The sequence below is a fragment of the Streptomyces sp. RKAG337 genome (genome assembly GCF_023701715.1).
In the GTDB taxonomy this organism is placed as follows: Bacteria; Actinomycetota; Actinomycetes; order Streptomycetales; family Streptomycetaceae; genus Actinacidiphila.
The window spans coordinates 7795024-7818265 of the sequence record NZ_JAJOZA010000001.1; the positions used below are offsets into that span (position 1 = coordinate 7795024).

18 protein-coding genes and 5 pseudogenes are annotated in these 23242 nt (G+C 72.3%); 13 read left to right on the forward strand and 10 right to left on the reverse strand.

What is annotated here, in order from left to right; translation table 11 throughout:
* Positions 1–159: 159 nt before the first annotated feature.
* From LNW73_RS34485 to LNW73_RS34495, 3 genes are read left to right on the forward strand one after another with little or no spacing between them, the layout of a single operon-like run.
* Positions 160–882, forward strand: coding sequence for an ATP-binding cassette domain-containing protein (locus tag LNW73_RS34485; RefSeq protein WP_250979341.1), 723 nt, complete (start codon positions 160–162; stop codon positions 880–882).
* The gene (locus tag LNW73_RS34490; RefSeq protein ID WP_250992743.1) at positions 879–2591 is read left to right on the forward strand and encodes a hypothetical protein; all 1713 of its coding nucleotides are present in this window, start codon (positions 879–881) and stop codon (positions 2589–2591) included. The genes LNW73_RS34485 and LNW73_RS34490 overlap by 4 nt, the downstream gene beginning before the upstream one ends.
* 58 nt (positions 2592–2649) lie before the next feature.
* Positions 2650–3066, forward strand: a complete 417-nt coding sequence (locus LNW73_RS34495; protein WP_250992744.1) for a hypothetical protein — start codon at positions 2650–2652, stop codon at positions 3064–3066.
* Positions 3067–3070: 4 nt separating this feature from the next.
* Here LNW73_RS34495 and LNW73_RS34500 read toward each other — a convergent pair whose 3' ends face one another.
* The 5 genes and pseudogenes from LNW73_RS34500 to LNW73_RS34520 all read right to left on the reverse strand — a co-directional run bounded on the left by LNW73_RS34500 (position 3071) and on the right by LNW73_RS34520 (position 9172).
* A complete protein-coding gene (locus LNW73_RS34500) occupies positions 3071–4078 on the reverse strand; it encodes a sugar phosphate isomerase/epimerase family protein (protein ID WP_250992745.1) in 1008 nt (335 codons plus the stop codon).
* A 140-nt stretch (positions 4079–4218) separates the two neighbouring features.
* Entirely contained in the window at positions 4219–5400 is a 1182-nt protein-coding gene (locus tag LNW73_RS34505; protein ID WP_250992746.1) for a Gfo/Idh/MocA family protein, read from the reverse strand.
* A gap of 77 nt (positions 5401–5477) precedes the next feature.
* Positions 5478–6530: a substrate-binding domain-containing protein gene (locus LNW73_RS34510; protein ID WP_250979336.1), complete on the reverse strand. Its 1053-nt coding sequence runs from the start codon at positions 6528–6530 to the stop codon at positions 5478–5480.
* Positions 6531–6543: 13 nt separating this feature from the next.
* A pseudogene (locus tag LNW73_RS34515) lies at positions 6544–7526 on the reverse strand (ABC transporter permease).
* 155 nt (positions 7527–7681) lie between these two features.
* On the reverse strand, positions 7682–9172 hold the full coding sequence (locus LNW73_RS34520) for a sugar ABC transporter ATP-binding protein (protein WP_250993130.1): 1491 nt from the start codon (positions 9170–9172) through the stop codon (positions 7682–7684).
* 272 nt (positions 9173–9444) lie between these two features.
* Between LNW73_RS34520 and LNW73_RS34525 the strand changes: the two genes are divergently transcribed.
* The 6 genes and pseudogenes from LNW73_RS34525 (at position 9445) to LNW73_RS34550 (ending at position 18141) form a co-directional block, all read left to right on the forward strand.
* On the forward strand, positions 9445–10695 hold the full coding sequence (locus tag LNW73_RS34525; protein ID WP_250992747.1) for an ROK family protein: 1251 nt from the start codon (positions 9445–9447) through the stop codon (positions 10693–10695).
* A gap of 183 nt (positions 10696–10878) precedes the next feature.
* Positions 10879–13758, forward strand: a pseudogene (locus LNW73_RS34530) (carbohydrate-binding protein); the annotation flags it as partial.
* A gap of 104 nt (positions 13759–13862) precedes the next feature.
* The gene (locus LNW73_RS34535; protein ID WP_250993131.1) at positions 13863–14156 is read left to right on the forward strand and encodes a carbohydrate-binding protein; all 294 of its coding nucleotides are present in this window, start codon (positions 13863–13865) and stop codon (positions 14154–14156) included.
* 50 nt (positions 14157–14206) lie between these two features.
* Positions 14207–15808 carry a ThuA domain-containing protein gene (locus LNW73_RS34540; protein ID WP_250992748.1) on the forward strand — a complete coding sequence of 534 codons (1602 nt, stop codon included), beginning with the start codon at positions 14207–14209 and terminating at the stop codon, positions 15806–15808.
* Between the two features lie 250 nt (positions 15809–16058).
* A complete protein-coding gene (locus LNW73_RS34545; RefSeq protein ID WP_250988361.1) occupies positions 16059–17030 on the forward strand; it encodes a GNAT family N-acetyltransferase in 972 nt (323 codons plus the stop codon).
* A gap of 379 nt (positions 17031–17409) precedes the next feature.
* The gene (locus LNW73_RS34550; protein WP_250988362.1) at positions 17410–18141 is read left to right on the forward strand and encodes a glycoside hydrolase domain-containing protein; all 732 of its coding nucleotides are present in this window, start codon (positions 17410–17412) and stop codon (positions 18139–18141) included.
* Between the two features lie 20 nt (positions 18142–18161).
* On the opposite strand, the gene LNW73_RS34555 is transcribed toward LNW73_RS34550, so the two are convergent.
* Entirely contained in the window at positions 18162–18782 is a 621-nt protein-coding gene (locus LNW73_RS34555; RefSeq protein WP_250992749.1) for a PadR family transcriptional regulator, read from the reverse strand.
* A gap of 103 nt (positions 18783–18885) precedes the next feature.
* On the opposite strand from LNW73_RS34555, the gene LNW73_RS34560 reads away from it, so the two are divergent.
* The 3 genes and pseudogenes from LNW73_RS34560 (at position 18886) to LNW73_RS34570 (ending at position 20808) form a co-directional block, all read left to right on the forward strand.
* Entirely contained in the window at positions 18886–20019 is a 1134-nt protein-coding gene (locus LNW73_RS34560) for an FAD-dependent monooxygenase (protein WP_250992750.1), read from the forward strand.
* Positions 19989–20348: a hypothetical protein gene (locus LNW73_RS34565; protein WP_250992751.1), complete on the forward strand. Its 360-nt coding sequence runs from the start codon at positions 19989–19991 to the stop codon at positions 20346–20348. Before LNW73_RS34560 ends, LNW73_RS34565 begins: the two co-directional genes overlap by 31 nt.
* Positions 20345–20808, forward strand: a pseudogene (locus tag LNW73_RS34570) (hypothetical protein). The gene LNW73_RS34565 and the pseudogene LNW73_RS34570 overlap by 4 nt, the downstream one beginning before the upstream one ends.
* 14 nt (positions 20809–20822) lie before the next feature.
* On the opposite strand, the gene LNW73_RS36530 reads toward LNW73_RS34570, so the two are convergent.
* Positions 20823–21245, reverse strand: coding sequence for a hypothetical protein (locus LNW73_RS36530; RefSeq protein ID WP_250993141.1), 423 nt, complete (start codon positions 21243–21245; stop codon positions 20823–20825).
* Positions 21246–21298: 53 nt separating this feature from the next.
* A pseudogene (locus tag LNW73_RS36535) lies at positions 21299–21790 on the reverse strand (M20/M25/M40 family metallo-hydrolase); the annotation flags it as partial.
* A gap of 627 nt (positions 21791–22417) precedes the next feature.
* Between LNW73_RS36535 and LNW73_RS36540 the strand changes: the two are divergent.
* The gene (locus LNW73_RS36540; protein WP_308407808.1) at positions 22418–22555 is read left to right on the forward strand and encodes a thiazolylpeptide-type bacteriocin; all 138 of its coding nucleotides are present in this window, start codon (positions 22418–22420) and stop codon (positions 22553–22555) included.
* A 128-nt stretch (positions 22556–22683) separates the two neighbouring features.
* On the opposite strand, the gene LNW73_RS34590 is transcribed toward LNW73_RS36540, so the two are convergent.
* Together LNW73_RS34590 and LNW73_RS34595 are read right to left on the reverse strand one after the other, a co-directional pair.
* Positions 22684–22941 carry a YcaO-like family protein gene (locus tag LNW73_RS34590; RefSeq protein ID WP_250992752.1) on the reverse strand — a complete coding sequence of 86 codons (258 nt, stop codon included), beginning with the start codon at positions 22939–22941 and terminating at the stop codon, positions 22684–22686.
* Positions 22925–23242 (reverse strand): annotated as a pseudogene (locus LNW73_RS34595) (hypothetical protein); the annotation flags it as partial. The pseudogene LNW73_RS34595 and the gene LNW73_RS34590, both read right to left, overlap by 17 nt.

Genomic DNA, 23242 nt, shown 5'->3' on the forward strand with positions numbered 1-23242 from the left:
CGCCCGGTCCCGGCCGGCACGGCACTCGTACGCGCCGGCCCGCGGCCCCGTGGCGGGCCGGCCGTGCCTGGAGTGGACAATGGAGGGAGCCGACCTCTTCACGCGCATCGCGCAGGGCCGGGATCCGGGATTTCTCGCGGGCTTAGAGGAGCACGGCCGATGGGCGCACCGCTTTTGCAACTCACCGGCGTGAGCCGCTCCTACGGAAAGCGCACGGTGCTGCATCCGGTGGACCTCTCGCTGGACGGCGGCCAGTGCGTCGCGCTGCTCGGCCACAACGGGTCGGGCAAGTCCACACTGCTGCGGATCGCGGCCGGTCGGGACAAACCCACCAAGGGCAAGGTCACCTTCGACGGCCGGCCCATGACGGAGAACGACGCCCGGGTGCGGGCCCGGGTCGCGGTGGTCGGCGACACCGTGGCCTGCTACCCGGACCTCACCGTGCGGCAGCACCTGCAGCTCGTCGCGGTCGCGCACGGGGTGGAGGGCGCGGACGCGTGGATCGATCACGTACTCGCCGACCGGCTGCTGAGCGAGCACGCCAAGTCGCTGCCCTCGGGTCTCTCCTCGGGCCAGCTGCAGTCGCTGCTGCTGGCGTCCGCTCTCGTCCGGCCGCGGGATCTGCTGCTGCTGGACGAGCCCGAGCAGCGGCTCGACCCCGACGCGCGGCGGCGGCTGGGCGACCTGATCGCCGCGGAGGCGGCCGACGGGGTGGGCGTCCTGCTGGTCACCCACCACGCCGAGCTGGCGCGGGCGGTCGCGGACCGGGTGCTGGTGCTGCGCGAGGGCAAGCTGGTCGCCGACGGCACACCCGATGAGGTGCTGTCCGACGACGCGGCCGACACCACCTGGCAGACCGGCGTCGCGGGCGCCGCCCGGTGAGTACGACGACGCGGCACGCCGGGGAACAGGCCGGAAACGACGGGGCCGACGACGGTCTCGACGACGGGCGGGACGCCTCCTGGGACGAGGAGGACGACTGGACCGCCGAGGCGCTGCTGCTGTTGCGCAATCTGCGCTCCCCGCACCGCCGCAAGCGTGCCGGCCAGGTCGGCTTCGCCGTCTACTGCGTCCTGCTGATCCTGGTCGTGTGGGGTGTGCTCCCCGGTTTCAGCCTGTTCATCAAGAGCTCCATGGGCGCGGACTACACCGTGCACGGCGCGGCGATCCTCGCCGCCGTCCCGTCCGGGGTCTGCGCGCTGGCACTCGGCGCGCTGCTGGTCGCCGCGCGCGACGCGCTGTGGCGGGGACCTGTGGTGCCGCCGCGCGACACCGCGGACTGGCTGCTGACCCAGCCGGTGCGGATCTCCCGCATTCTGCTGCCGTGGTTCTGGCTGTCCTGCGGGGTGTCGCTGTCGGTCGGGCTGCTGGCCTCCATGATCGGCATGGTGACGCTGGGGCTGACGGTCAAGACCGGGCTAGCGGCCGCTCTCGCCTGGTGCGCGGTCGGCGGGGTGTGCGTACCGCTGCTCGCCACCGCGCTCGGCGTGGCCGTCGAGGCCCATGAGTCCGTCGCCCGGTGGGTGCGGACCGCGACCCCGTACGCGGGTCTCCTCGTCCTGGCCCTCGCCACGCAGAGCGGGCTGGCGGCGGCGGGTCACCGGGTGACCTGGCTGGAGCGGATCGAGCTGTGGTCGGGCCCGTGGGGCTGGAGCGGCATCGCCGCCCTGTCGCCGACCCCGGCCGCCGTGCCGGGCGGCCCGGTCGCGGCGCTGCTGTCGCTGGCCGCCACGGCGGCGGCCGTCGAGCTGGCGCGGCGGGCGGCGGGTTCGCTGCCGCTGGCCACCGTGCGGCAGCGGTCCCGCACCACGACCGGTGTGCTGGCCGCGCTGCAGACCGTGGAGCTGCGCACCGCCCGCCAGGTCGCCGCGGGGGCCTCCGGGACGCCGCGCCCCGCACGGCTGCGGCTGCCCGCGCCACGCCACGCGGCGCTGGCCGTGCCCTGGCGCGACGCGCTCGCGCTGCTCCACGCCCCCGGCCGGCTCGGGCGTTCCGTCCTGCTGTCCGTACTCGCGGTCCTGAGCGCGGTCGTGGCCGCCGACTCGCGGCACGCCGGAGGCCTCGCGGCCACGGCCGCCGCGCTGGTCTTCGGCTACTGGGCCGTCGCACAGCTGCTGGAGCCGGCCCGCCTGGAGACCGACGACACCCGGCGCGGTTCTTGGTCCCCGTATCCGTACGGCGGTCTCATGCTGCGGCACACCATCGTGCCCGTGGCACTGGGGCTGCTGTTCGCCCTGGTCGCGGGGGTCTGCGTGGCGCTGCTCGGCGGCGGGGTGCGCGTCGCGCTGGCGCCGGCCGTGGTGCCGGCTTTCGTCGCCGCCGGCCTGGTGAACGCCTGCCGGGGCGTGTCCAAGCAACATCTGCTGCTCTCACCCGCGCAGAGCCCGACCGGCAGCGTCGGCCCGGTGCTCTTCCTGGCCTGGTACCTGTCGGGCCCGCTGGTGGCCATCGCCGCGCTGATCGTCCCCTTCGTGCTGGCCCTGCACGCACCGACGGCCGAGCATCTGCTGCTCACGGTGTCCGTGAGCGCGGCGGTCACCGCGGGTCTGCTGCAGTGGGCGTACGCACGGGCCGGGAAGCTCCTCGAATGACCGGTGGGGTGGTGCGCCGCCGGCCGGCCGGCGCACCGCGTCGGGCAGGCTGGGCGGCATGAACGTTCCCATCCGCGGCGCGTGGCTGCGCGCCGGGATCAGCCGCGACGGCGGACCGCTCCGCGAGGACCACCAGGTGGTGTGGCTGCAGGCCGGCGCGTACTACGCCGACAGCCGCGGCTTCGCCGGCCGTACCTCGTACGACGGTGAGCAGGTCCGCTTCCACCACGACGTGGGCGAGGCGGGCGACGACACCGGCACGCTCAGGCAGGACGGCGAGCACCTGACCGAGACCGGCACCAACCCCGACGGGAGCACCTTCCGGGAGATCTGGGGACCTCTCCCGGACGGTGGCGGCCCGTGCGGCGCCTGGCGGGCCGGACCGGTCCAGGTCGTCCGGGTCGGCGCGCACGTCGTGCACGTCGACGACACCGGCGGGACCTATCTGCTGCTGCCGTCGCCCCGCTCCCGCTGAGCGTTCACTGCGAGGAGAACGCCGCGTCGAACGAGGCGGCGGGCGGCTCGATCGCCGCCAGCCGGCGCACGAAGGCCAGGGCTTCGGGGGCGCCGAGCAGCCGGTCCATGCCCGCGTCCTCCCATTCGACGCTGAGCGGCCCGGTGTAGCCGATGGCGTTCAGCGCCCGGAAGCTGTCCTCCCAGGGAACGTCGCCGTGCCCGGTGGAGATGAAGTCCCAGCCGCGCCGGAGGTCGGACCACGGGAGGTGCGAGGAGAGCCTGCCGCGCCGCCCGTCCCCGGTGCGGACCTTGGCGTCCTTGCAGTCGACGTGGTAGATCCGGTCGGCGAAGTCGAGGATGAAGTTGACCGGGTCGAGGTCCTGCCAGACGAAGTGCGAGGGGTCCCAGTTGAGGCCGAAGGCGGGCCGGTGGCCGATCGCCTCCAGGGCGCGGACCGTCGTCCAGTAGTCGTAGGCGATCTCCGACGGGTGCACCTCGTGGGCGAAGCGGACGCCTTCGGTGTCGAAGACGTCGAGGATCGGGTTCCAGCGGTCGGCGAAGTCCTGGTAACCCGCCTCGATCATGGCGGCGGGAGCGGGCGGGAACATGGCGACGGTGTGCCAGATCGACGAGCCGGTGAACCCGACCACGGTGTCGACGCCCAGCAGCCCGGCGGCGCGGGCGGTGTCCTTCAACTCCTGGGCCGCGCGGCGGCGCACCCCTTCGGCGTCGCCGTCGGCCCAGATCCGGGCGGGGAGGATGTCCTGGTGGCGCTGGTCGATGGGGTGGTCGCAGACGGCCTGGCCGACGAGGTGCGTGGAGATCGCCCAGACCTTGAGGTGGTGCTTCTCCAGCATCTCCAGCCGCCTCGGCACATAACTGCTGTCGGCGAGGGCGCGGTCGACCTCGAAGTGGTCGCCCCAGCAGGCGATCTCCAGGCCGTCGTAACCCCAGCCGGAGGCGAGCGCGCAGACCTCCTCGAAGGGCAGGTCCGCCCACTGGCCGGTGAAGAGGGTGACGGGACGGGGCATGGCGGTCCTCCGGCGGGAAGCGGGTCGGTCCGGTCGTTCGGCTGTCGGACGGCCGGTGGGAAAGCGGGGCGGCGGCGCCTGTCGGCGGCAGGAGCCACCACCCCGCGCTGAGGGGGGCGGGGGTCGGACGGGGCCCAGGGTCAGCCGACCGGCGTCCACCGGCTGTCGTCGCACGCGCTGGCCTCGACGGCGGCCAGCACCCGCTGCACCTGCAATCCGTCGGCGAACGACGGCGCGGGATCGGAACCGTCCCCGATCGCCTGCACGAAGTCGCGGATCTCATGGGTGAAGCTGTGCTCGTAGCCGAGGAGGTGGCCGGGCGGCCACCAGGCGCCGGCGTAGGGATGGTCGGGTTCGGTGACGAGGATGCGGCGGAAACCGGCGGTCCGCGCGTTCTCGGTGTGGTCGTGGAACCAGAGGTCGTTCATCGACTCGAAGTCGAAGGCCAGTGACCCCTCGGAGCCGTTGAGTTCGATCCGCAGGGCGTTCTTGCGCCCCGCGGCGAACCGGGTGGCCTCGAACGAGGCGAGCGCGCCGGCCGCGGTGCGCGCGGTGAACAGGGCGGCGTCGTCCACCGTGACCGGACCCGTCCCGCCGGACGCCGCTCCCGGGGCGAGCCCGTCCGAGCTTCCGGCGAGCGGGCGCTCCCTGACAAACGTCTCGGTCACCGCCGAGACGCCGGTGATCCGGGAGCCGCCGACGAACTGCGCCAGGTCGATGATGTGCGCGCCGATGTCGCCGAGGGCGCCGGAGCCCGCCCGTTCCTTCTGCAGCCGCCACACCAGCGGGAACAGCGGATCGGTGATCCAGTCCTGGAGGTACTGGGCGCGGATGTGCCGGATCCGCCCCAGCCTGCCGTCGGCCACCAGCCGGCGGGCGAGCGCGATGGCCGGCACCCGCCGGTAGTTGAAGCCGACCATGGAGCGGACCCCGCGGGCGGCCGCCCGTTCCGCGGCCGCCGTCATCGCCTCGGCCTCGGCGACGGTGTTGGCGAGCGGCTTCTCGCACAGCACGTGCTTGCCTGCCTCCAGCGCGGCGACGGCCAGCTCGGCGTGGCTGTCGCCGGGGGTGCAGATGTCCAGGACGTGGATGTCGTCGCGGACCAGCAGCTCCTTCACGTCGGTGACGGCCTCGGCCCAGCCGAGCTGTTCTGCGGCGCGTGCCACATCGGGACCCGACCGGCCGGCGACGGCCACCATCGCGGGGCGGCGCGGCAGGTCGAAGAACGCGCCCACGGACCGCCAGGCCTGGGAGTGGGCGCGCCCCATGAAGGAGTACCCGACCAGGCCGACGCCGAGGGCCGGTGGCTGTGCTGAGGACATCGTCGTCGATCCCTTTCCGTCGTTCGTTTGCGTCGTTCGTTCTTTCCGGAGCGGCCGCGCCGCCGTCCGGCCGGGTGTTACGAGAAGCCGACGGCCATGTACTGGTCGACGTTCTCCTTCGTCACCACCGCCGAGAAGGTGGTGACCGAGGCGGGTACCTCGTGCTCGACGAGGTCGGCCATGCCATGGCCCTGGGCGATGAGCCGGGCGACGGTGATCGAGGACGACGCCATGCTCGGGCTGTAGAGCACCGTGGCCTTCACCGGGCTGTCGTCGGCCTTGATCGACTCCATGGCCTTGCGGGAGCCGGCGCCGCCGACCACGACGAACTCCTTGTCGCGCTGCGCCTGCTTGATCGCCGCGAGCACGCCGATGCCCTGGTCGTCGTCGTGGTTCCACATCGCGTCGATCTTCGGAGTGGCCTGCAGCAGCTGTGCGGTCACCCGCTGGCCGGTGGCGGCGGTGAAGTCGGCGGCCTGCCGGGCGGCCAGCCGCAGCCCGTTGGCAGCCAGCGCGTCCTTGAAGCCCTTGCTGCGCTGCTGGGTGAGTTCGAGGTTGTCGATCCCGGCGACCTCGACGATGACGGGATCGGTCTTGCCCGCCGCCTTCATCCGGCGGGCGATGAAGGTGCCGGCGTTCACGCCCATGCCGTAGTTGTCGCCGCCGATCCAGGTCCGGTAGGCCAGTCCGCTGGCGAAGATCCGGTCCAGGTTGATCACCGGGATGCCGGACGCCATCGCCTTCTTGGCGATCTCGGTGAGGGCCTTGCCGTCGAAGGGCAGGATGACGAGCGCGTCCACCTTGGCGTCGATCAGCGACTGCACCTGCTGGATCTGCGCGGCGACGTCGTTGGTGCCCTCGGTCGCCTTGAGCGTGACGTCGGAGTACTGCTGGGCCTGCGCCTTGGCGTTGATGGTGATCGCGGCGGTCCAGCCGTGGTCGGCGGCCGGGGCCGAGAACCCGATGGTGACCGCCTTGCCCGCGGTCGCTCCCGACGAGGACGCGCCGGCCTTCACCTGCGGGGCGCTCTTGTCGTTGTCGCTGCTGTTGGTGCATCCGGTGAGGAAGGCGCCCGCGCCGATCGCCGCCCCGCCGAAGAGGACGTGTCTGCGGTCCAAGCTGGTGCTCATATCGGTCTCCGAATCAGGTGGTGACGGACCGGCCACGGCCCCAGCGCTGGATGAGCAGGACGGCGATGATGATCGCGCCCTGGGCGATCTCCTGGATGGGGGTGGTGAGGTTGTTGAGGATGAACAGGTCGGTGATGGTCGTGAAGACCAGGACGCCGAGGATCGAGCCGAGCACGGAGCCGAAGCCGCCGGTCAGCAGCGTCCCGCCGACGACGACCGCGGCGATGGCGTTGAGTTCGTAGAGCATGCCGTGGGTGCTCGCACCGGTGTTGGCCTGCGCGGTGAGCATCACGGCGGCGATGCCGCAGCAGAAACCGGAGACCACGTAGAGCAGACAGGTGTGCAGCCGGACGTTGATGCCCGCCAGCCGGGCGGCCTCCGGGTTGCCGCCGACGGCGAAGGTGCGGCGCCCGAACGTGGTGCGGTTCAGCACCAGCCAGCCCAGCACGACGACCGCGGCGAAGATGTAGACCAGCAACGGCATGCCCAGCCAGCGGGTCTCGGCGATGGACAGGAACGTGTCCGCGGTGACGATCTGCGACTTGCGGTCGGAGAGCTGCTCGGCCAGACCACGGGTGGCCACCATCGTCGCCAGCGTCACGATGAACGCGACCAGCCGCCCGTAGGCGATCAGCAGACCGTTCAGCAACCCGCAGAGCGTGCCGACCAGTACGGAGGTGAAGATCATGACGGCCGGGCCCTGGGCCTGGCTGCCGGTGGTGGTCGACCACACCGACGCCAGCGCGATCAGCGCGCCGACCGAGAGGTCGATGCCGCCGCCGATGATGACGAACGTCATCCCGACGGTGACCACCCGATCACGGCGGCGAGGCTGAGGATCAGCACCATGTTGCTGGTGGTCGCGAAACTGCTGCCTTTGGTGATGGCCCCGATGGCGCACAGGATGCCCAGGGCGATCACCAGCGCCAGGTGCCGCAGCGCGCCGGCGCCCCGGCCGCCACCGGCTCCCCCGCCGCGTCCCCCGATGCCGCCGATTCCGCCGAGGGAGGCGAACGGCCCGGTGCGTACGCCCTCCTTGGCGGCGTGCGCGGCGAGCTCCTCCACCCGGCGGTGCTCGTCCGCCTCGGGAACGGCGACGGGAACGCTGGCGGGAGTGGAGAGGTCCGGGGCGGGGGCGTGTGGTGTGTCGCTCATAGCGCGCTTCCTTCCATCACCAGGTCGAGGACCCCGTGTTCGTCGATGTCCACCGCGTCGCAGGCGTGGATCACCCGGCCTTCGCGGAGTACGAGGATCCGGTCGGCCAGACCGAGCACCTCCGGCACCTCGCTGGACACCAGCACGATCGCGAGACCCGCGTCGGCCAGCGCTCTCATCTGCGTGTACAACTCACTGCGGGCGCCGACGTCGACGCCCCGGGTCGGTTCGTCCAGCAGCAGCACCTTGCAGCGGCGCAGCAGCCAGCGGGCCAGCACCGCCTTCTGCTGGTTGCCGCCCGACAGGGTGCGCACCGGCCGCTCCGGATCGTCGGGGCGCAGCTGTACGGCGGCGATCTGCCGGACCGCGTCGGCCGATTCGCGGCGGCGGTCGAACCAGCCGTAGCGGGTGTAGCGGCTGAGCGAGGCGACGGTGATGTTGCGTCCGACGCTCTCCAGCATGAGCAGCGCCTGCGACTTGCGTTCTTCGGGGGCGAACCCCATGCCCCGGCGGACGGCCGCCGTGGTGCTGCCCGCGCGCAGGGGCGCACCGTCGAGCAGGACCCGGCCGGCCAATGGGGTACGGGCGCCGTAGATCCCCTCCAGGATCTCGGAGCGGCCGGAGCCCACCAGTCCCGCGATCCCGACGATCTCGCCGGCCCGGACGCTGAACGAGACGTCGTGGACGCGGCCCGCCACCGACAGCCCCTCGACGCGCAGTACTTCGGGACCGCCCTTGCGCATTCCCGGCGCGGGCCGGCGGGGGAAGGTGTGCTCCACGGCGCGGCCGGTCATCAGGGCGACCACGTCGGCGGTCGGGGTAGTGCGGGCGGGCAGTCCGACGGCCCGGGTGCGGCCGTCCTTGAGGACGGTGATGCGGTCGCCGATCTCGCGGATCTCCTCCAGCCGGTGCGAGATGTAGACGACGGCCACCCCGGTGGCGGCGAGCTCGCGGATGATCCGGAAGAGGTTGGCGACCTCGTCGTGCGCGAGGGCGGCGGACGGTTCGTCCATCACGATCAGCCGGGCGTCGTGCGACAGCGCGCGGGCCATGCTGACGACCTGCTGCGCGGCTGCGGCCAGTTGGCCGACGGGTCGCGACGGCGGGATCTCGGCGTGTCCGAGGCGTCCGAGCAGTGCGCGGGCGCCGCGGTGCGTCTCGCCGCGCCGGGTGACACCGAAGGAGGCCGGTTCATGGCCGAGGAAGATGTTCTCGGCCACGCTGAGGCCGGGCACGAGGTCGAGTTCCTGGTAGATGGTGGCGACGCCGAGCCGCATGGCGGCGGTGGGGTGGGAGAGCCGTACCGGCTGGCCCTGCCAGAGCAGTTCACCCGCGTCGGGGTGGTGGGCGCCGGACAGCACCTTGATCAGCGTGGACTTGCCGGCCCCGTTCTGCCCCAGCAGACAGTGCACTTCGCCGGCGCGGACCTCGAGGTCCACCCCGTCCAGAGCGCGAACACCCGGGAACTCCTTGACGATTCCCCGCATCGCGAGCAGGGGTGGATCTGCGGTGGCGGTCACGGAGACCTCCTCGGTGGCGCCAGAGAGCGGCGGTACGTAAGCGGCTGTGGTGCTGAGCGGCGGTACGTGTGCGGCTGTGCGGCGGAGCGGCACCGGCCCTGGCGCACCTCTGTGACCTGCGATTACCGGTCGATTAGGGTGACGTGAGGGGCAGTCGGAACCTTGACTCCCCGGTGCGGTGCGACTTAGTTTGTGGTCGCGACTAACGACTGTCAATGCTTCGCACAAAGGGGTGTGCCATGCGGCCCGTCAGCAGCGGAGCTGTCGACTTCATCGATGTCCGGGAGACCAATCTCGCCGTCGTTCTGCGCTTCATCCGCCGCGAGGCACCGTGTTCGCGGGCCGAAGTGGCCGCCGGTACCGGGCTGAACAAGGCCACCATCTCCAACATCGTCGCCGAGTTGATCACCCGCGGCATCGTCGTCGAGGTGGGGGCGAGCGAGGAGCGGCGGATCGGCCGGCCCGCCGTCATGCTCACCCTCGACGGCCGGCGCTTCACCGCGCTCGGCCTGGAGGTGAACGTCGACTACCTGTCGGCGGTCATGGTCGACCTGGCCGAACGCGACGTCCTGACCTGGCACGAGCCCGTCCAGGCAGCCGAGTTGGGTGCTGAGGGCTGCGTCGTGCGGCTGGCCGATCTGGCCCGCCGGGCGATGGGTGAGATGGCGCGCCAGCACCGCGAGGTGCTCGGCATCACGATCGCGGTCCCCGGTCTGATCGGCACCTCGGACGGCGAGGTGGCGGAGGCGCCGAACCTCGGCTGGCACGAGTTCCCGCTCGTCGACCGCTTCCGGGAGCAGCTCGACGACAGCAGCGTCGCCCTGTCGCTGGACAACGACGCCAACCTCGGCGCGGTCGGCGAGTACCGGCGCGGTGCGCTGGCGCACACCCAGAACCTCGTCTATCTGACCGGTGAGGTCGGAGTGGGCGGTGGCGTGATCATCAACGGCGCGCTGATGCGCGGCTCTTCGGGGTACGGCGGCGAAGTCGGGCACATCACGCTGATGCAGGACGGGCCGCTGTGCGGCTGCGGCCGCAGGGGCTGCTTCGAAGCACTGGTCGGCATCGGCTCGATCATCCAGCAGGCGGCGCCGGACCTGGCCGGCAGTACGGCGCAACCGCTGACCGACCTGGCCGCGAAGGTCGCCGAGGTGGCCCGCCGGGCCGAGGCCGGTGACCCGCGGACGACCGCCGCGCTGGTCCGGGTCGGCGAGTGGCTGGGCCGCGGATCGGCGATCCTGCTCAATCTGTTCAACCCTCAGGCCCTCATCCTCGGCGGCTACTTCGTGACGCTGGCGCCCTGGATCATGCCGCCCGCCCGGCGCACGCTCGCCGCGCACACCATCGCGCCGAACCTCGGCGGCTGTCAGGTCGCGCTGTCCACCCTCGGCTTCACCGCGGCGGCCAGGGGCGGAGCGTCGTCGATCATCGACGCCATCGACACCGCGCGGCTCCCGCTGCCGCGCGGCGGCTCCGCGGCACACCGATAACCGGTGCGGGACCTCTTGACGACGGCCCTCACCCCACTTACTTTCTCCCCTCAACTAACGAACACCTCCTGAGAGTTCAGGAGGACCGGTCACCGGACGCCTCGGCGGGGCGTCCTTCCGCAAGGCGGCTTCGCGCTGCCCTGGAAGGGGAACCCCGTGCGTTCAGTCCTGCCCGCAAGCCTCCTGCCCGCAAGGCCCGCGAGACGTCCACGTCCACACCGCGTCCGGTTCCGCACCCTGTTCACCGCTCTGCCGGCCTCGGCACTGCTCCTGCTGGGCGCCACCGGAGCCATTGCCCCGGCGGCCGCCCACGACGGCCCGCACCCGGCCGCCGCGGCCGCCTTCCAGCAGGTGCAGCTCGCGCGGGGCACCGCGCAGACCGGCGAGCCGATGAGCCTGGCGGTGCTCCCCGACCGCACGGTCCTGCACACCGACCGGCGCGGCACCATCTTCAAGACCGACGCGGCCGGCACCACCTCCGTCGCGGGCACGCTGCCCGTCTACACCCACGACGAGGAGGGCATCCAGGGCATCACCACCGACCCGGCCGTCGCCACCAACCACTGGATCTACGTCTACTACTCACCCGTCCTGAACACCCCGGCGGGCGACGCCCCCTCCGACGGGACGGCCGCCGACTTCGCGCCCTTCGCCGGGCACAACCAGCTCTCGCGCTTCACCCTGCGGGCCGACGACACCATCGACCCCGCCAGCGAGAAGCAGCTCCTGCAGATCGCCACCAACCGCGGCATGTGCTGCCATGTCGGCGGCGACCTGGACTTCGACGCCGCGGGCAACCTCTTCATGACCACCGGCGACGACTCCAACCCCTTCTCCTCCGACGGCTACAGCCCGCTGGACACCCGCGCGTCGCGCAACCCGGCCTACGACGCCCAGCGCTCCGCCGCCAACAGCAACGACCTGCGCGGCAAGCTGCTGCGCATCCACCCCGAGGCCAACGGAACGTACACCGTCCCGGCCGGGAACCTGTTCGCGCCGGGCACGGCGAAGACCCGGCCCGAGATCTACGCGATGGGCTTCCGCAACCCGTTCCGCATGAGCGTCGACCGCCCGACCGGCACCGTCTACATCGGCGACTACGGGCCGGACGCCGGAGCGCTGAGCGCCACCCGGGGACCGGGCGGCCAGGTCGAGTTCGACCGGGTGACCTCACCCGGCTTCTACGGATGGCCGTACTGCACCGGCACCAACACCACCGACGAGACGTACAACGCCTTCGACTTCGGCACCAACACCTCGGGCACGAAGTTCGACTGCGCGGGCGGCCCCGTCAACAGCTCGCCCAACAACACCGGGATCAGCAAACTCCCGGCCGCCCGGTCGTCCTGGATCAAGTACGACGACTGCAGCATCACCCAGTTCGGCTGCGGCAGCGAGTCACCCATGGGCGGCCCGGTCTACCACTACGACCCGAACCTCGTCTCCTCGGTGAAGTTCCCGCAGTCCTACGACGGGCATGCCTTCATCGGCGAGTTCGGCCGCCGCTGGATCAAGGACGTGCAGGTCAACGCGGACGGCAGCGCGGGCACCATCACCGACTTCCCCTGGACCGGCACCCAGGTCATGGACATGGCCTTCGGCCCGGACGGCGCGCTGTACGTCCTGGACTACGGCACCGGCTTCGGCGACGGCGACTCCTACTCCGGCCTGTACCGCATCGAGGCGATCGGCGCCGACGGCCGCGCGCCCGTCGCCCAGGCCGCCGCCACCCCGTCCTCGGGCCAGGCGCCACTGGCGGTCACCTTCTCCTCGGCCGGCACCACCGACCCGGACGGTGACGCGCTCACCTACGCCTGGGACTTCGACGGCAACGGCAGCACCGACTCCACCGCCGCCAACCCGGCGCACACCTACCCCGACAACGGCCAGTACCCGGCGAGACTCACCGTCACCGACACCCACGGGCTGACCGGCACCGCGAGCGTCACCGTCACCGTCGGCAACACCGCACCGGTCCTGACCATCACCGCGCCCGCCAACGGCCAGATCTTCCACTTCGGCGACGCCGTCCCCTTCCGGGTCACCGTCACCGACGCCGAGGACAGCGCCGTCGACTGCTCCCGGGTCCAGGTCCAGTACCTGCTCGGGCACGACAGCCACGCGCACGCCATGACCGACGCGACCGGCTGCTCGGGCACCATCCAGACCGTCGTCGACGGTGAACACGCCGGCTCCGCCAACCTGTTCGGCGTCTGGCGCGCCTCGTACACCGACAACGGCGCGAACGGCCAGCCCGCGCTGACCGGCACCGCCACCAACATCACACCCACCGCGACCAAGCAGGCCGAGTACTACACCGGCTCCAGCGGCGTCCAGCCCGCCAGTCATGACGCGGCGGAGGGCGGCACCACCGTCGGCTACATCGAGAACGGCGACTGGATCTCGTTCACCCCCTACAACCTGGCCGGCATCACCACCTTCACCGCCCGCGCCTCCTCGGCCGGCTCCGGCGGCACCCTCGAACTGCGGGCCGACTCCCCCACCGGCACGCTCATCGGATCCGCCACGGTTCCGGTCACCGGCGACTGGAACACCTTCACCGACGTCACCGGAGCCGTCACCGCTCCGAGCGGCACCCACACCCTGTACTGGGTGTTCAAAGGCGGCGCCGGGAACCTCTACGACCTCGACCAGTTCACCTTCGGCGGGTCCGGCACCGTTCCGGGCACCGTCCAGGGCGAGGCGTTCACCAGCTCCGCGGGCGTCCAGACCGCCCCGCACGCCACCGCGCACGGCGGCCAGACCCTCGGCTACATCGACAACAACGACTGGGCCGGATACGCCGGAACCGACCTCAGCCACGCCAACGGCCTGACCGTACGGGTCGCCTCCGGCGGCATCGGCGGCACCCTCGAAGCCCGTGCCGGATCGGCCACCGGACCGCTGCTCGGCAGTGTCACGATCCCCGTCACCGGCGGCTGGGAGAACTACACCAGCCTGACGCTCCCGCTGACCCCGTCCCCGACGAGCGGACTCTTCCTGGTCTTCCACGGCGGCACCGGCGGTTCGCTCTTCGACGTCGACGACTTCACCGTCACCAACGGCGCCGCCCTCACCACCGTCACCCAGGCGGAGATCTGGACCGCCACCGGCGGGCTGCTGCCGCCGACCACGCGGCCGCGCACGGCGGGAAGACCGCCGGCTACATCAACAGCGGCGACTGGGCGACCTACGCGGGCTTGGACCTGTCGAAGGTCACCCGCTTCAGCGCCCGGGTCGCCTCCGCCGGCGCCGGCGGCACCCTGCAGATCCGGGCCGGATCGGCCACCGGAACGGTCCTGGGCACCGTGGCCGTCACCGGCACCGGCGGCTGGGAGACCTTCGCCGACGTCTCCACGACCCTCACCGCGAACCCCGCGACGACGCTCTGCCTGACCTTCACCGGCGGCAGCGACTACCTCTTCGACGTGGACGACTTCACCCTCACCCGCGGCGCCTGATGGCGCGCACGCCCGCACCGCTCCCCCCTCGAACCGCGGAAAGGCACTCCATGTACCCACCCATCCGGTTCCGCCGCAGGCACGGCGCGCGCCGCCGGCCGCTGCTGCCGACCCTGGCCGCCGCGCTGCTCGGCCTGCTCGCCCCCTTCGCCCTGACCTGCTCCGCCCAGGCCGCGCCGTCCTTCAAGGTGCTGGTCTTCTCCAAGACCGCCGGCTTCCGCCACGACTCCATACCGGCCGGGATCGCCGCCATCCAGAAACTCGGCCAGGACAACGGCTTCGGCGTCGACGCCACCGAGGACGGCGCCGCCTTCACCACCGCCAACCTCGGCCAGTACCAGGCGGTGATCTGGCTCAGCACCACCGGCAACGTCCTCGACGCCGCCCAGCAGTCCGCGTTCGAGCAGTACATCCGCTCGGGCGGCGGCTACGCCGGAGTGCACGCCGCGGCCGACACCGAGTACGACTGGCCCTGGTACGGAAGCCTGGTCGGGGCGTACTTCGACTCACATCCCGCCATCCAGCAGGCCGCCGTCACCGTGGAGGACCGCACCGACCCGGCCACCGCCCACCTGCCGGCCCGCTGGACCCGCACCGACGAGTGGTACAACTACCGCGCCAACCCCCGCGCGCAGGTGCACGTCCTGACCGCACTCGACGAGAGCAGCTACTCCGGCGGCACCATGGGCGGCGACCATCCCAACACCTGGTGCCACCCCTATGACGGCGGACGCGCCTGGTACACCGGCATGGGCCACACCCAGGAGAGCTGGGCCGATCCCGCGTTCACCACGCTGGTGCTGGGCGGCATCCGCACCGTCGCGGGAGCCGTCGCCTCCGCCTGCAACAACCCGGTCGGCTCGCCCGGCGGTACGACCGTTCAGGGTGAGGCCTGGAGCAGCCAGAGCGGAGTCCAGGCCGCCGCGCACGCGGCGGCGCACGGCGGAGCGACCGCCGGCTACATCGACAACGGCGACTGGAGCGGTTACGCCGCCCTCGACCCGCGGACCGCTTCGACGGTGAGCGTGCGGGTCGCCTCCGCGGGCGCGGGAGGCACCATCGGATTCCACTCCGGCTCTGCCGCGGGCCCGCTCCTCGGTTCCGTCGCCGTGCCGGTGACCGGCAGTTGGGAGACGTTCACGAACGTGTCGACGCCCCTTGCCGCCGGCACCGCACCAGGCCTGTACCTGACCTACTCCGGAGGGCAGGGCGCGCTGTTCGACGTCGACGACATCACTCTCTCCCCCGGCTCGACGGCCCCCACCACGACCACGCTCCAGGCCGAGAACTGGACGAGCCAGAACGGGGTCCAGGCCGCGGACCACGCGGGGGCCCACGGTGCCCGCACCGCCGGCTACATCGAGGCCGGCGACTGGATCGCCTTCGCCGGTGAGGACACCTCCCACCTCACCCGGATCTCCCTGCGGGTCGCCTCGGCGGGCTCCGGCGGCACCACCGCCGTCCACGCCGGCTCGCCCACCGGCCCGCTGCTGGGCACCGTCACCGTCCCGGTCACCGGCAGCTGGGACACCTTCGCCGATGTCGCGGCCTCCCTCACCCCGAGTGCGGGCACCGGCCTGTACCTCGTCTTCAACGGCGGCGGCGGGTTCCTGTTCGACGTAGACGACCTCACGCTGACCAGGACCGGCTGACCGGGTGGCCCACCGGACTGCCCGGACCGGCTGACCGGTCCGGGCGGGCGGGAGGGAGTGCGCACGCTCCGGGAGGTCCGGGGTGTGCGCATTTCCCGTTGCGGCGGGCTGGGCGCGGCCGTTACGTTCTCCTGGCCGTCCACGACCGCGGACCGGCGCCGTCGGCAGGAGGTGTGCAGCGGATGCGTACGAGCTCTCAGCAGCCGGACCAGCGTTCTGCCGCCCTCCACCTCTCTCCGACGGAGTCACCTTGCCCATCAGCATCACCCCGCTGACCGACCCCGACACCACCCCCTCCGGCTACCGGCTCGCCTGGCTGGCCGCCGACGCCACGGGCACCCCGGTCGGATCCGCGTTCCTGCGCGTCTTCACCCGCACCGGCCAGGATCATCTCGCCGAGCTGGAAGTGCGGGTGCATCCGGCCGAGCGCCGCCACGGCACCGGCTCCCTGCTGCTGGAGGCGGCCGTGGCCGCCGCACGCGCGGCCGGCCGGCGCTGCGTCCTCGCCCAGACCGAAGCCGACTCCCCCGGTGACCTGTTCCTGCCGGCCAGGGGCTTCCGCAAGGTGCTGACCCTGACCTACACCCGGCTCCCGCTGGAGCGCGCGGACCTCGCCGCGCTCACCGGCATCACTGAACGCCCGCACCCCGGCTACCGGTTGGTCTCCTGGGCCGGAACCGTCCCCGACGACCTCGCCGGGACGTTCGCCGCGTCGCGCCGGGCCATGGACGACATGCCGATGGACGACACCCACTACGGCACGGTCGTCTGGGACGTGGAGCGGGTCCGGTCCGTGGCCGAGGCGGTCGCGAAGCGCGGGGATCTGCTGCACACGGTCGCCGCCGTCGACGTGTCCGACGGCTCCATCGCCGGATTCAGCGAACTGGTCGTCCCCGGGGACGGTACGGGCGACGGCCAGCACTACGGCACGGGCGTGCTGCCCGAGCACCGCGGGCACGGCCTCGGCCGCTGGATGAAGGCCGAGTCGATCCGGCAGGCCCGGCTGGGCCATCCCGCGCTCGCCGGTCTGCTGACCGACACCGCCGACAGCAACCGGCACATGCGGGCCATCAACGACGAACTCGGCTACATACCGACACACCGGTCGGCCGAGTACCAGCTCGACCTCCAGGGTTTTGGCGACACGGCGGAGAAAGTGATATTTACTCAGTCGATCAACGCACCGCCGGTGCTGATCCGCGCCGCCCCGCCCACCTGTTGAGGACTCCGTGTCGAACCGTCGTCAGCCCAAGCAGCGCCGCTACATAGCGCTGTCCGTCGCCAGCCTGATCCTTCTCGCGGGCGGCGGCGCCATCGCGGCCGAGGCCGTGTCCTCGCGGGGGAACGACGACACACAGCAGTCCGAGAACGTTGCCGATGGGACCGGGCCGGACGGCGCCGCCGGCACCGGCGCCACCGCCGGATCCGTCAAGCCGTCCGTCCCGGGAGCGGTCAAGCCGGCGGCGGGTGCCTCCTCGCCGGGGAGCACCACGCCGCCGGCCGGGACCCCGGGCGGCGCGTCGGCCCACGCGACCCCGGCCGCCACCACCGCCGCGGGCACGCGTGCCGGTGGGCAGCCGGCGGCGGGGCAGTCGAGCACCGTGGTGCGGTTGCCTGCGGCGCGGGTCTTCACCGGTCAGGCCTTCGACACCTGCACCGCCCCGAATCTGACCACCATGAACGCCTGGCGCAAGAGCTCGCCGTACGGCGCCGCCGCCGTCTACATCGGCGGAAAGAACCGCGGCTGCGCGCAGCCGCAGCTGACCAGCTCCTGGGTCCGGTCCGTGCACACGGCCGGCTGGCAGCTGATCCCGCTGTACGTCGGGGCGCAGCCGCCCTGCCAGACCAGCAGGAACCCGGAGCGGATCACCGCCGCCAACGCCGCCTCACTGGGCACGGCGGACGGCGCGGACGCCGTCGCGAAGGCGTCGGCGCTGGGGATGCGCTCCGGCAGTGCGATCTACCTGGACATGGAGGCGTTCGACATCGGCAACGCCTCCTGCGTCCAGTCCGTGCTGACCTATGTGCAGGCCTGGGACCGGGCAGCGCACGCGAAGGGCTACTGGGCCGGTTTCTACGGGTTCAGCCAGTCCAGTGCCGCCGCGATCGCCACCGCCGCCGGCAGCCACAAGGCGGACCTCCCGGACGCCCTCTGGTACGCCCGCTACGACAGCAACGCCGACACCACCACGGGCTTCCCCTTCGCCTCCGGCCTGTGGACCGGCCACCGCCGCGGCCACCAGTACGCGGTGAACAAGAAGGAGACCTTCGGCGGAGCCACCGTCACCGTCGACCACAACGCCTGGGACGCCCCCGTCGCCGTCGTGAACTGACCCGCCGACCGCGATGGCGGTCAGCCGCCGGCCGCGGGCTCCTGTCCGTCGGCGAGGGCGTCCAGCGCCTCCGGCGACCAGGACAGCCGGCCGGCCCGCAGATCGTCCACCACCGAGCGCACCCACTGAACCTCCGCGGCCGTCACGGCGCGGAGGTATTCGGTTTCCAGCAGGGAGATCCGCGGCAGCCCGCGGGCGCTCTCGGCGGCCAGGCTCGCGTCGAGGCCGGCCAGGGTGTCGGTGAGCGCGTCTGCGCGGCGCTCCAGCGCGGCCAGCATCTCCTGCGGGGTGAACAGCAGCAGCAAGGACAGCGCCGCCGGGAACTCGGGGAACTCCTGCTTGGGCGCGGCGAGCATCGTGTCCAGCCATTCGCGCGTGGTCGCGCGCCCGGCGTCGGTCAGCTCGTACACGGTCCGCTCGGGGTACTGGTGGTCGCGTTCGGTCTCCCGGACCGTGATCAGCTCCGCGGCGAGCAGCCGCTCGATCGTCCGGTAGAGGCCCGCGCGCTGGCTGACGTTGACGACCTGGTCCTTGCCCCACTGCTTGATGAGCCGCTGCACGCCGTACGGGTGCAGCGGCTTGTAGTGCAGCAGGCACAGGACGGTCAGGGCCAGCGGGGAACTGCGAGGGGGAGGGCTCATGCCCTGATACTACCCACACATTTACTAGTTGACTCAAGACTAGTTGCACTGCAACTATCGATCCATCGAGAGTTCGGCCGCCCCGACCGGAAAGGATCGTGTCATGTCCTCCACCACGCCCTCCTCCACCACCCGCAGCGCCCTCGTCATCGGCGGTGGCATCGGCGGCCCGGTCGCCGCGCTGGCCCTGCACCGGGCCGGTATCGAAGCCACGGTGTACGAGGCCTACGCCGGCACCGCGGACGGTGTGGGCGGCGGGCTGGGACTCGCCCCCAACGGTCTGGCCGCCCTCGACGTCATCGGACTCGGCGACCTCGTGCGCGCGATCGGCACACCCACCACGGCCATCGTCCTGCAGAGCGGGAACGGCAAGCGGCTCGGCGAGTTCGGCAGCCCGCCCGGTGTGGAGTCGGCGCGGTTCGTCTGGCGCGCCGATCTGTACCGGGCGCTCCTCGACGAGGCGGCCCGTCGCGGGGTCCGCACCGTGCACGGCAAGCGGCTGGTCGCCGCGCGGGAGACCCCCGGCGGTGTGACCGCGCACTTCGCGGACGGGACGACGGCCGAGGCCGATGTGCTGATCGGGGCGGACGGCATCCGCTCGACGGTGCGTGCGCTCATCGACCCGGACGCGCCACGGCCCCACTACGGCGGCCTGTTCAGCTTCGGCGCCCCGGTCAAGGACACCGGGCTGCCGTCGACCGGCGGAATGATGTACATGGCGTTCGGCAAACGCGCCTTCCTGGGTTACCAGGTGCACGACGACTCCTCGGGCGTGTGGTTCGTGAACCTGCCGCATCCGGAACCGATGACCGTGGCCGAGGCCGCGGAGACCGGCGCCGAGGAGTGGCTGCGCGTCCTGGCCGCGGCGTTCACCGGCGACCGGGTCCCCGCCGCGGAGCTGCTGCGCAGGACCGACCCCGCCGATCTGCTGATCGCCGGCCCCATGGAGAACATGCCGCGGGTGCCGGCCTGGAGCCGGGGGCGGATGGTGCTCATCGGCGACGCGGCGCACGCCGCCTCCTCCAGCTCGGGACAGGGCGCCTCGCTCGCCGTCGAGAGCGCCGTCCAGCTGGCCCGCTGCCTGCGCGACCTGCCGCACGAGGAGGCGTTCGCCGCTACGAGGAGCTGCGCAGGCCCCGCGTCGAGCGGATCATCAAGGCGGCCGACCGCACCAACAGCAACAAGGCCGCGGGCCCGGTCGGGCGGGTGCTGCGGGATCTGCTGCTGCCGCTGGTGATGAAGCTGAACAAGCCGGAGAAGTCGGCCTGGCAGACCGGCTACCGCATCGACTGGGACGCCCCGGTCAGCGCCGCCCCGCACCCGGACGGCACCCCGCATAGCACCACGACCCCTTCGTGGTCCGCGGCCCGCGCGGCCGGGGGGAAATCGGGGGCGTCGATTCCGGGTACCTTTGAGGACGGCAGCCGCGTCTGCCTGTTCCGAGCCCGGACCGCGCAGGTGGGTCGTGAGGGCGAGGACAAGGGTCATCGACTCACGCCATCGCCTCAGTCCGGTCTTCCCGGCCTTCTGCGGGACCGCGTGGAAAACCGCTGGAGGACTGTATGACGACGAACCGTGCCCGCAAGGACGTGATCCGCGACCGGATGACCGCGACGGGTGAGACGTACAACGTCGCCGCCCGCAACATCCTGGCGATGCGCCACACCTCGCAGACGGCGGAGGCGTGCCGCGTCCAGCGCTGGCAGCCCCCCGTCCGGCTGGACCTGCCGTGTCCGTGCGGCAGCACCTGCGAGCCCGGCGAGAAGTGCGGCCGCTGCCACGCCCTGCACAAGCACGTCGCGCGGAACCCCGGCAGCCTGGTCGACGTGGAGGTCTGGGAGGACCGGTACGAGTGCATGGGCTGCTCGGCCTCGTACGTCGTCACGGTGCTCCTGCCGGACAGCCCCTGGGCGTCGTCGAGATGGTGCCGCAGGGCGGTGTCGCGGAACCGGTGGCCAAGGCCCGGCTCTACCCCGGCGTGCTGCACCCGCGGATGGCCTCCGAGGTCAACCACGACCCGTCCTGAACCCCTCCGCCTCGTCACCGGCCCTCCGGGCTCCCCGGCGGGTCCAGGTGCGCGAGGGCGGCTGACGTCAGGGCCGTGATGCCCGCGGGGACGGTGAGCGCGGTCCGGGCGGAACTCCGGAGCGTGGTGGCGGCAGCGCGGCCAGTTTTGGCGGCCGCCGAGTCGCCCGGAGCCTCGGCCCACTGCTTGGGCCCGACCGAGCCGAGCATCCAGTAGGCCGTCCGTATGCCCTCGACGCCGTGCAGGGACGCCCCGGCGGGCCCGTAGAGCGGGAAGTCCTCGGTCGCCAGCGACGGCGGCCAGACGGCCACCCGCTGCGGCCCGAAGGCGCGCTGGTGCGCGCGCAGCACCGCGCCGCCGTCCCGTGGTCGGCCCGGTGGGATGGACGGGACACGGTGCTGATGACGGGCCTCCGCCGGCAGTCCGATGCCGCGCACTCGGCTCGCACCACCCGCCGCACGGCGCCGGTCGCCCGGTCGAGGGACTCCTGGGTGAAGGCGCGGACGGAGATGTCCAGGGTGGCGTGATCGGGGACGACATTGCCGCGGGTGCCGGCGTGCAGCGATCCGACGGTGATCACGACCCTGGTCGCCGGGCTGGTCTCCCTGGCGACGACGGTCTGCAGCCGCAGCACGATGGCCGCCGCGGTGACCACGGGGTCGACCGTCAGATGCGGGCCCCCGCATGACCACCGCGCCCGTGCACGATCACCTGCAGCATCGCGCTGCCCGCCAGCACGGGCCCGGCCGCGTGCGCGACCATCCGGCGGGCAGCGGGACGGTGTGCTGGGCGAGCACCACGTCGGGAGGACGAACCGGGTGTAGAGGCCGTCGTCGAGCATGGCCCGCGCGCCGGTCAGGGTCTCCTCCGCCGGCTGGCCGACGACCATGACCGTGCCGGACCAGTGCCCGGCGGTCCGGGACAGCAGCGCGGCCGCGCCGGCCGCGCAGGCGAGGTGCATGTCGTGGCCGCAGGCGTGCATGACGGGGACGGCTGCCCGTCACCGCCGGGGCGCGATGACGGTCGCTGGCGTACGACAGGCCGGTGCGCTCCTTGACGGGCAGCGCGTCGAGTTCGGTGCGCAGCAGCACCACCGGGCCGGGCCGTTGCGCAGGCACCCACCAACGCCGTGGCCGCCGATGCCGGTGGTGACCCGGTATCCCGACGCACCGAGCCGCTCCGCCAGCCGCCCGCCGTGCGCTCCTCGGCCCCGGACAAGCTCGGGGTGCCGGTGGACGTCCAGGTAGAGCTCGACGGCGGGCCGCAGGACGTCCGGCACTCCGGCCAGCACAGGGGCCGTGTCGACGGGCGGTCGGGGTCATGGGCGGCACGCTCCGGTCCGGGTAGGGGTTGCCAGGGTGGCCTGCCCGACAGTGAGGTGACAGCGGTACGCGCGGCGATCTGCCAGCGGACCCGCGTAGAAAAGAAGCAGGCGCAGCGCACGGAACCCCGTGAGGCTCGCGAATCCCGCATGATTCGTGATTCCCCCGCGAACGTTCCCGCGCAGGCGCCGTTCCCCCCGGATGGACCGCTGGGTCCGGCCGGCCCGGCCAGTGTTGACGAGGAGTCACAATGTCGAACAGCCCCCTGGAGTCGCTCGCCCTGGAAAATCCTGGAGCTCGAGTCGGAGACCTTCGAGATCACCGACTACTCGGACGCCAGCGAGGTCATGCTCGGCTCGTCCACCAGCTGCAGCAGCACCAGCACGTGCAGCAGCACGACCAGCACCACCAGCTGCACCGCCTGACCGAGGCGAACACCCGCCGCGCGACCGCGAACACGTCCTGTCCGTGTCGCGGTCGCGCGGCGGGGCCGTAAGTCTCCGCGGCGTTACGACCGACGGTACGACCGGCCGTACCGCCACCCGTTTCCGGCTCACGGGAACGGGTGCGGCACCCGGCGCAGTTCGCCGTCCGCCAGATCCGTGTCCCGCAGTCCGGCGCGGCGGAACGCCGACCGCAGCCGGGGCATGTTCAGGGCACGCTGCCGCGTCCAGCCGAAGTCGATGGGCAGCAGCCCGGCACCCAGCGTGCAGACCGTCCGCAGTCCCAGCTGCTCCTGTTCCGGGGTCGTCTGGTCGACCACGATCACATCGAAGCCCGCTCCGACGAGTGCGTCACGGCACAGCACCACGTCGTCGAGCAGATCGCCCGAACCCGAACGCGTCCGCTCCCCCGCTGTACAGCTCCGCCAGCGGGCGGACGGCCGTGGGCCGGAGATAGCTGTCGGCGTGGGCGGCCATCCGCTGCAGTCCGAACAGCGCGGCGTGGTCCGGCAGCCGCCGTACGAGGTCGAAGTCCTCGGCCATCGCGTCCAGTTCGGCCGGCCGGGCCCGTACCTGGCCCGGCAGGTGCGGGATGTACGTGAGGATCTCGGACAGCGCCGACTCCACGGCCGTCTCCGGGTCGAAGGCGCGCCGGCCGCGAAGGCGAGC

Excerpts from the sequence above, each read along its gene's own strand:
- LNW73_RS34540 (WP_250992748.1), top strand. The coding sequence starts at position 14,207 with ATGTACCCACCCATCCGGTTCCGCCGCAGGCACGGCGCGCGCCGCCGG.
- LNW73_RS34555 (WP_250992749.1), bottom strand. The coding sequence starts at position 18,782 with ATGAGCCCTCCCCCTCGCAGTTCCCCGCTGGCCCTGACCGTCCTGTGC.
- LNW73_RS34560 (WP_250992750.1), top strand. The coding sequence starts at position 18,886 with ATGTCCTCCACCACGCCCTCCTCCACCACCCGCAGCGCCCTCGTCATC.
- LNW73_RS34520 (WP_250993130.1), bottom strand. The coding sequence starts at position 9,172 with ATGCGGGGAATCGTCAAGGAGTTCCCGGGTGTTCGCGCTCTGGACGGG.
- LNW73_RS34510 (WP_250979336.1), bottom strand. The coding sequence starts at position 6,530 with ATGAGCACCAGCTTGGACCGCAGACACGTCCTCTTCGGCGGGGCGGCG.
- LNW73_RS34525 (WP_250992747.1), top strand. The coding sequence starts at position 9,445 with ATGCGGCCCGTCAGCAGCGGAGCTGTCGACTTCATCGATGTCCGGGAG.
- LNW73_RS34505 (WP_250992746.1), bottom strand. The coding sequence starts at position 5,400 with ATGTCCTCAGCACAGCCACCGGCCCTCGGCGTCGGCCTGGTCGGGTAC.
- LNW73_RS34495 (WP_250992744.1), top strand. The coding sequence starts at position 2,650 with ATGAACGTTCCCATCCGCGGCGCGTGGCTGCGCGCCGGGATCAGCCGC.
- LNW73_RS34485 (WP_250979341.1), top strand. The coding sequence starts at position 160 with ATGGGCGCACCGCTTTTGCAACTCACCGGCGTGAGCCGCTCCTACGGA.
- LNW73_RS34500 (WP_250992745.1), bottom strand. The coding sequence starts at position 4,078 with ATGCCCCGTCCCGTCACCCTCTTCACCGGCCAGTGGGCGGACCTGCCC.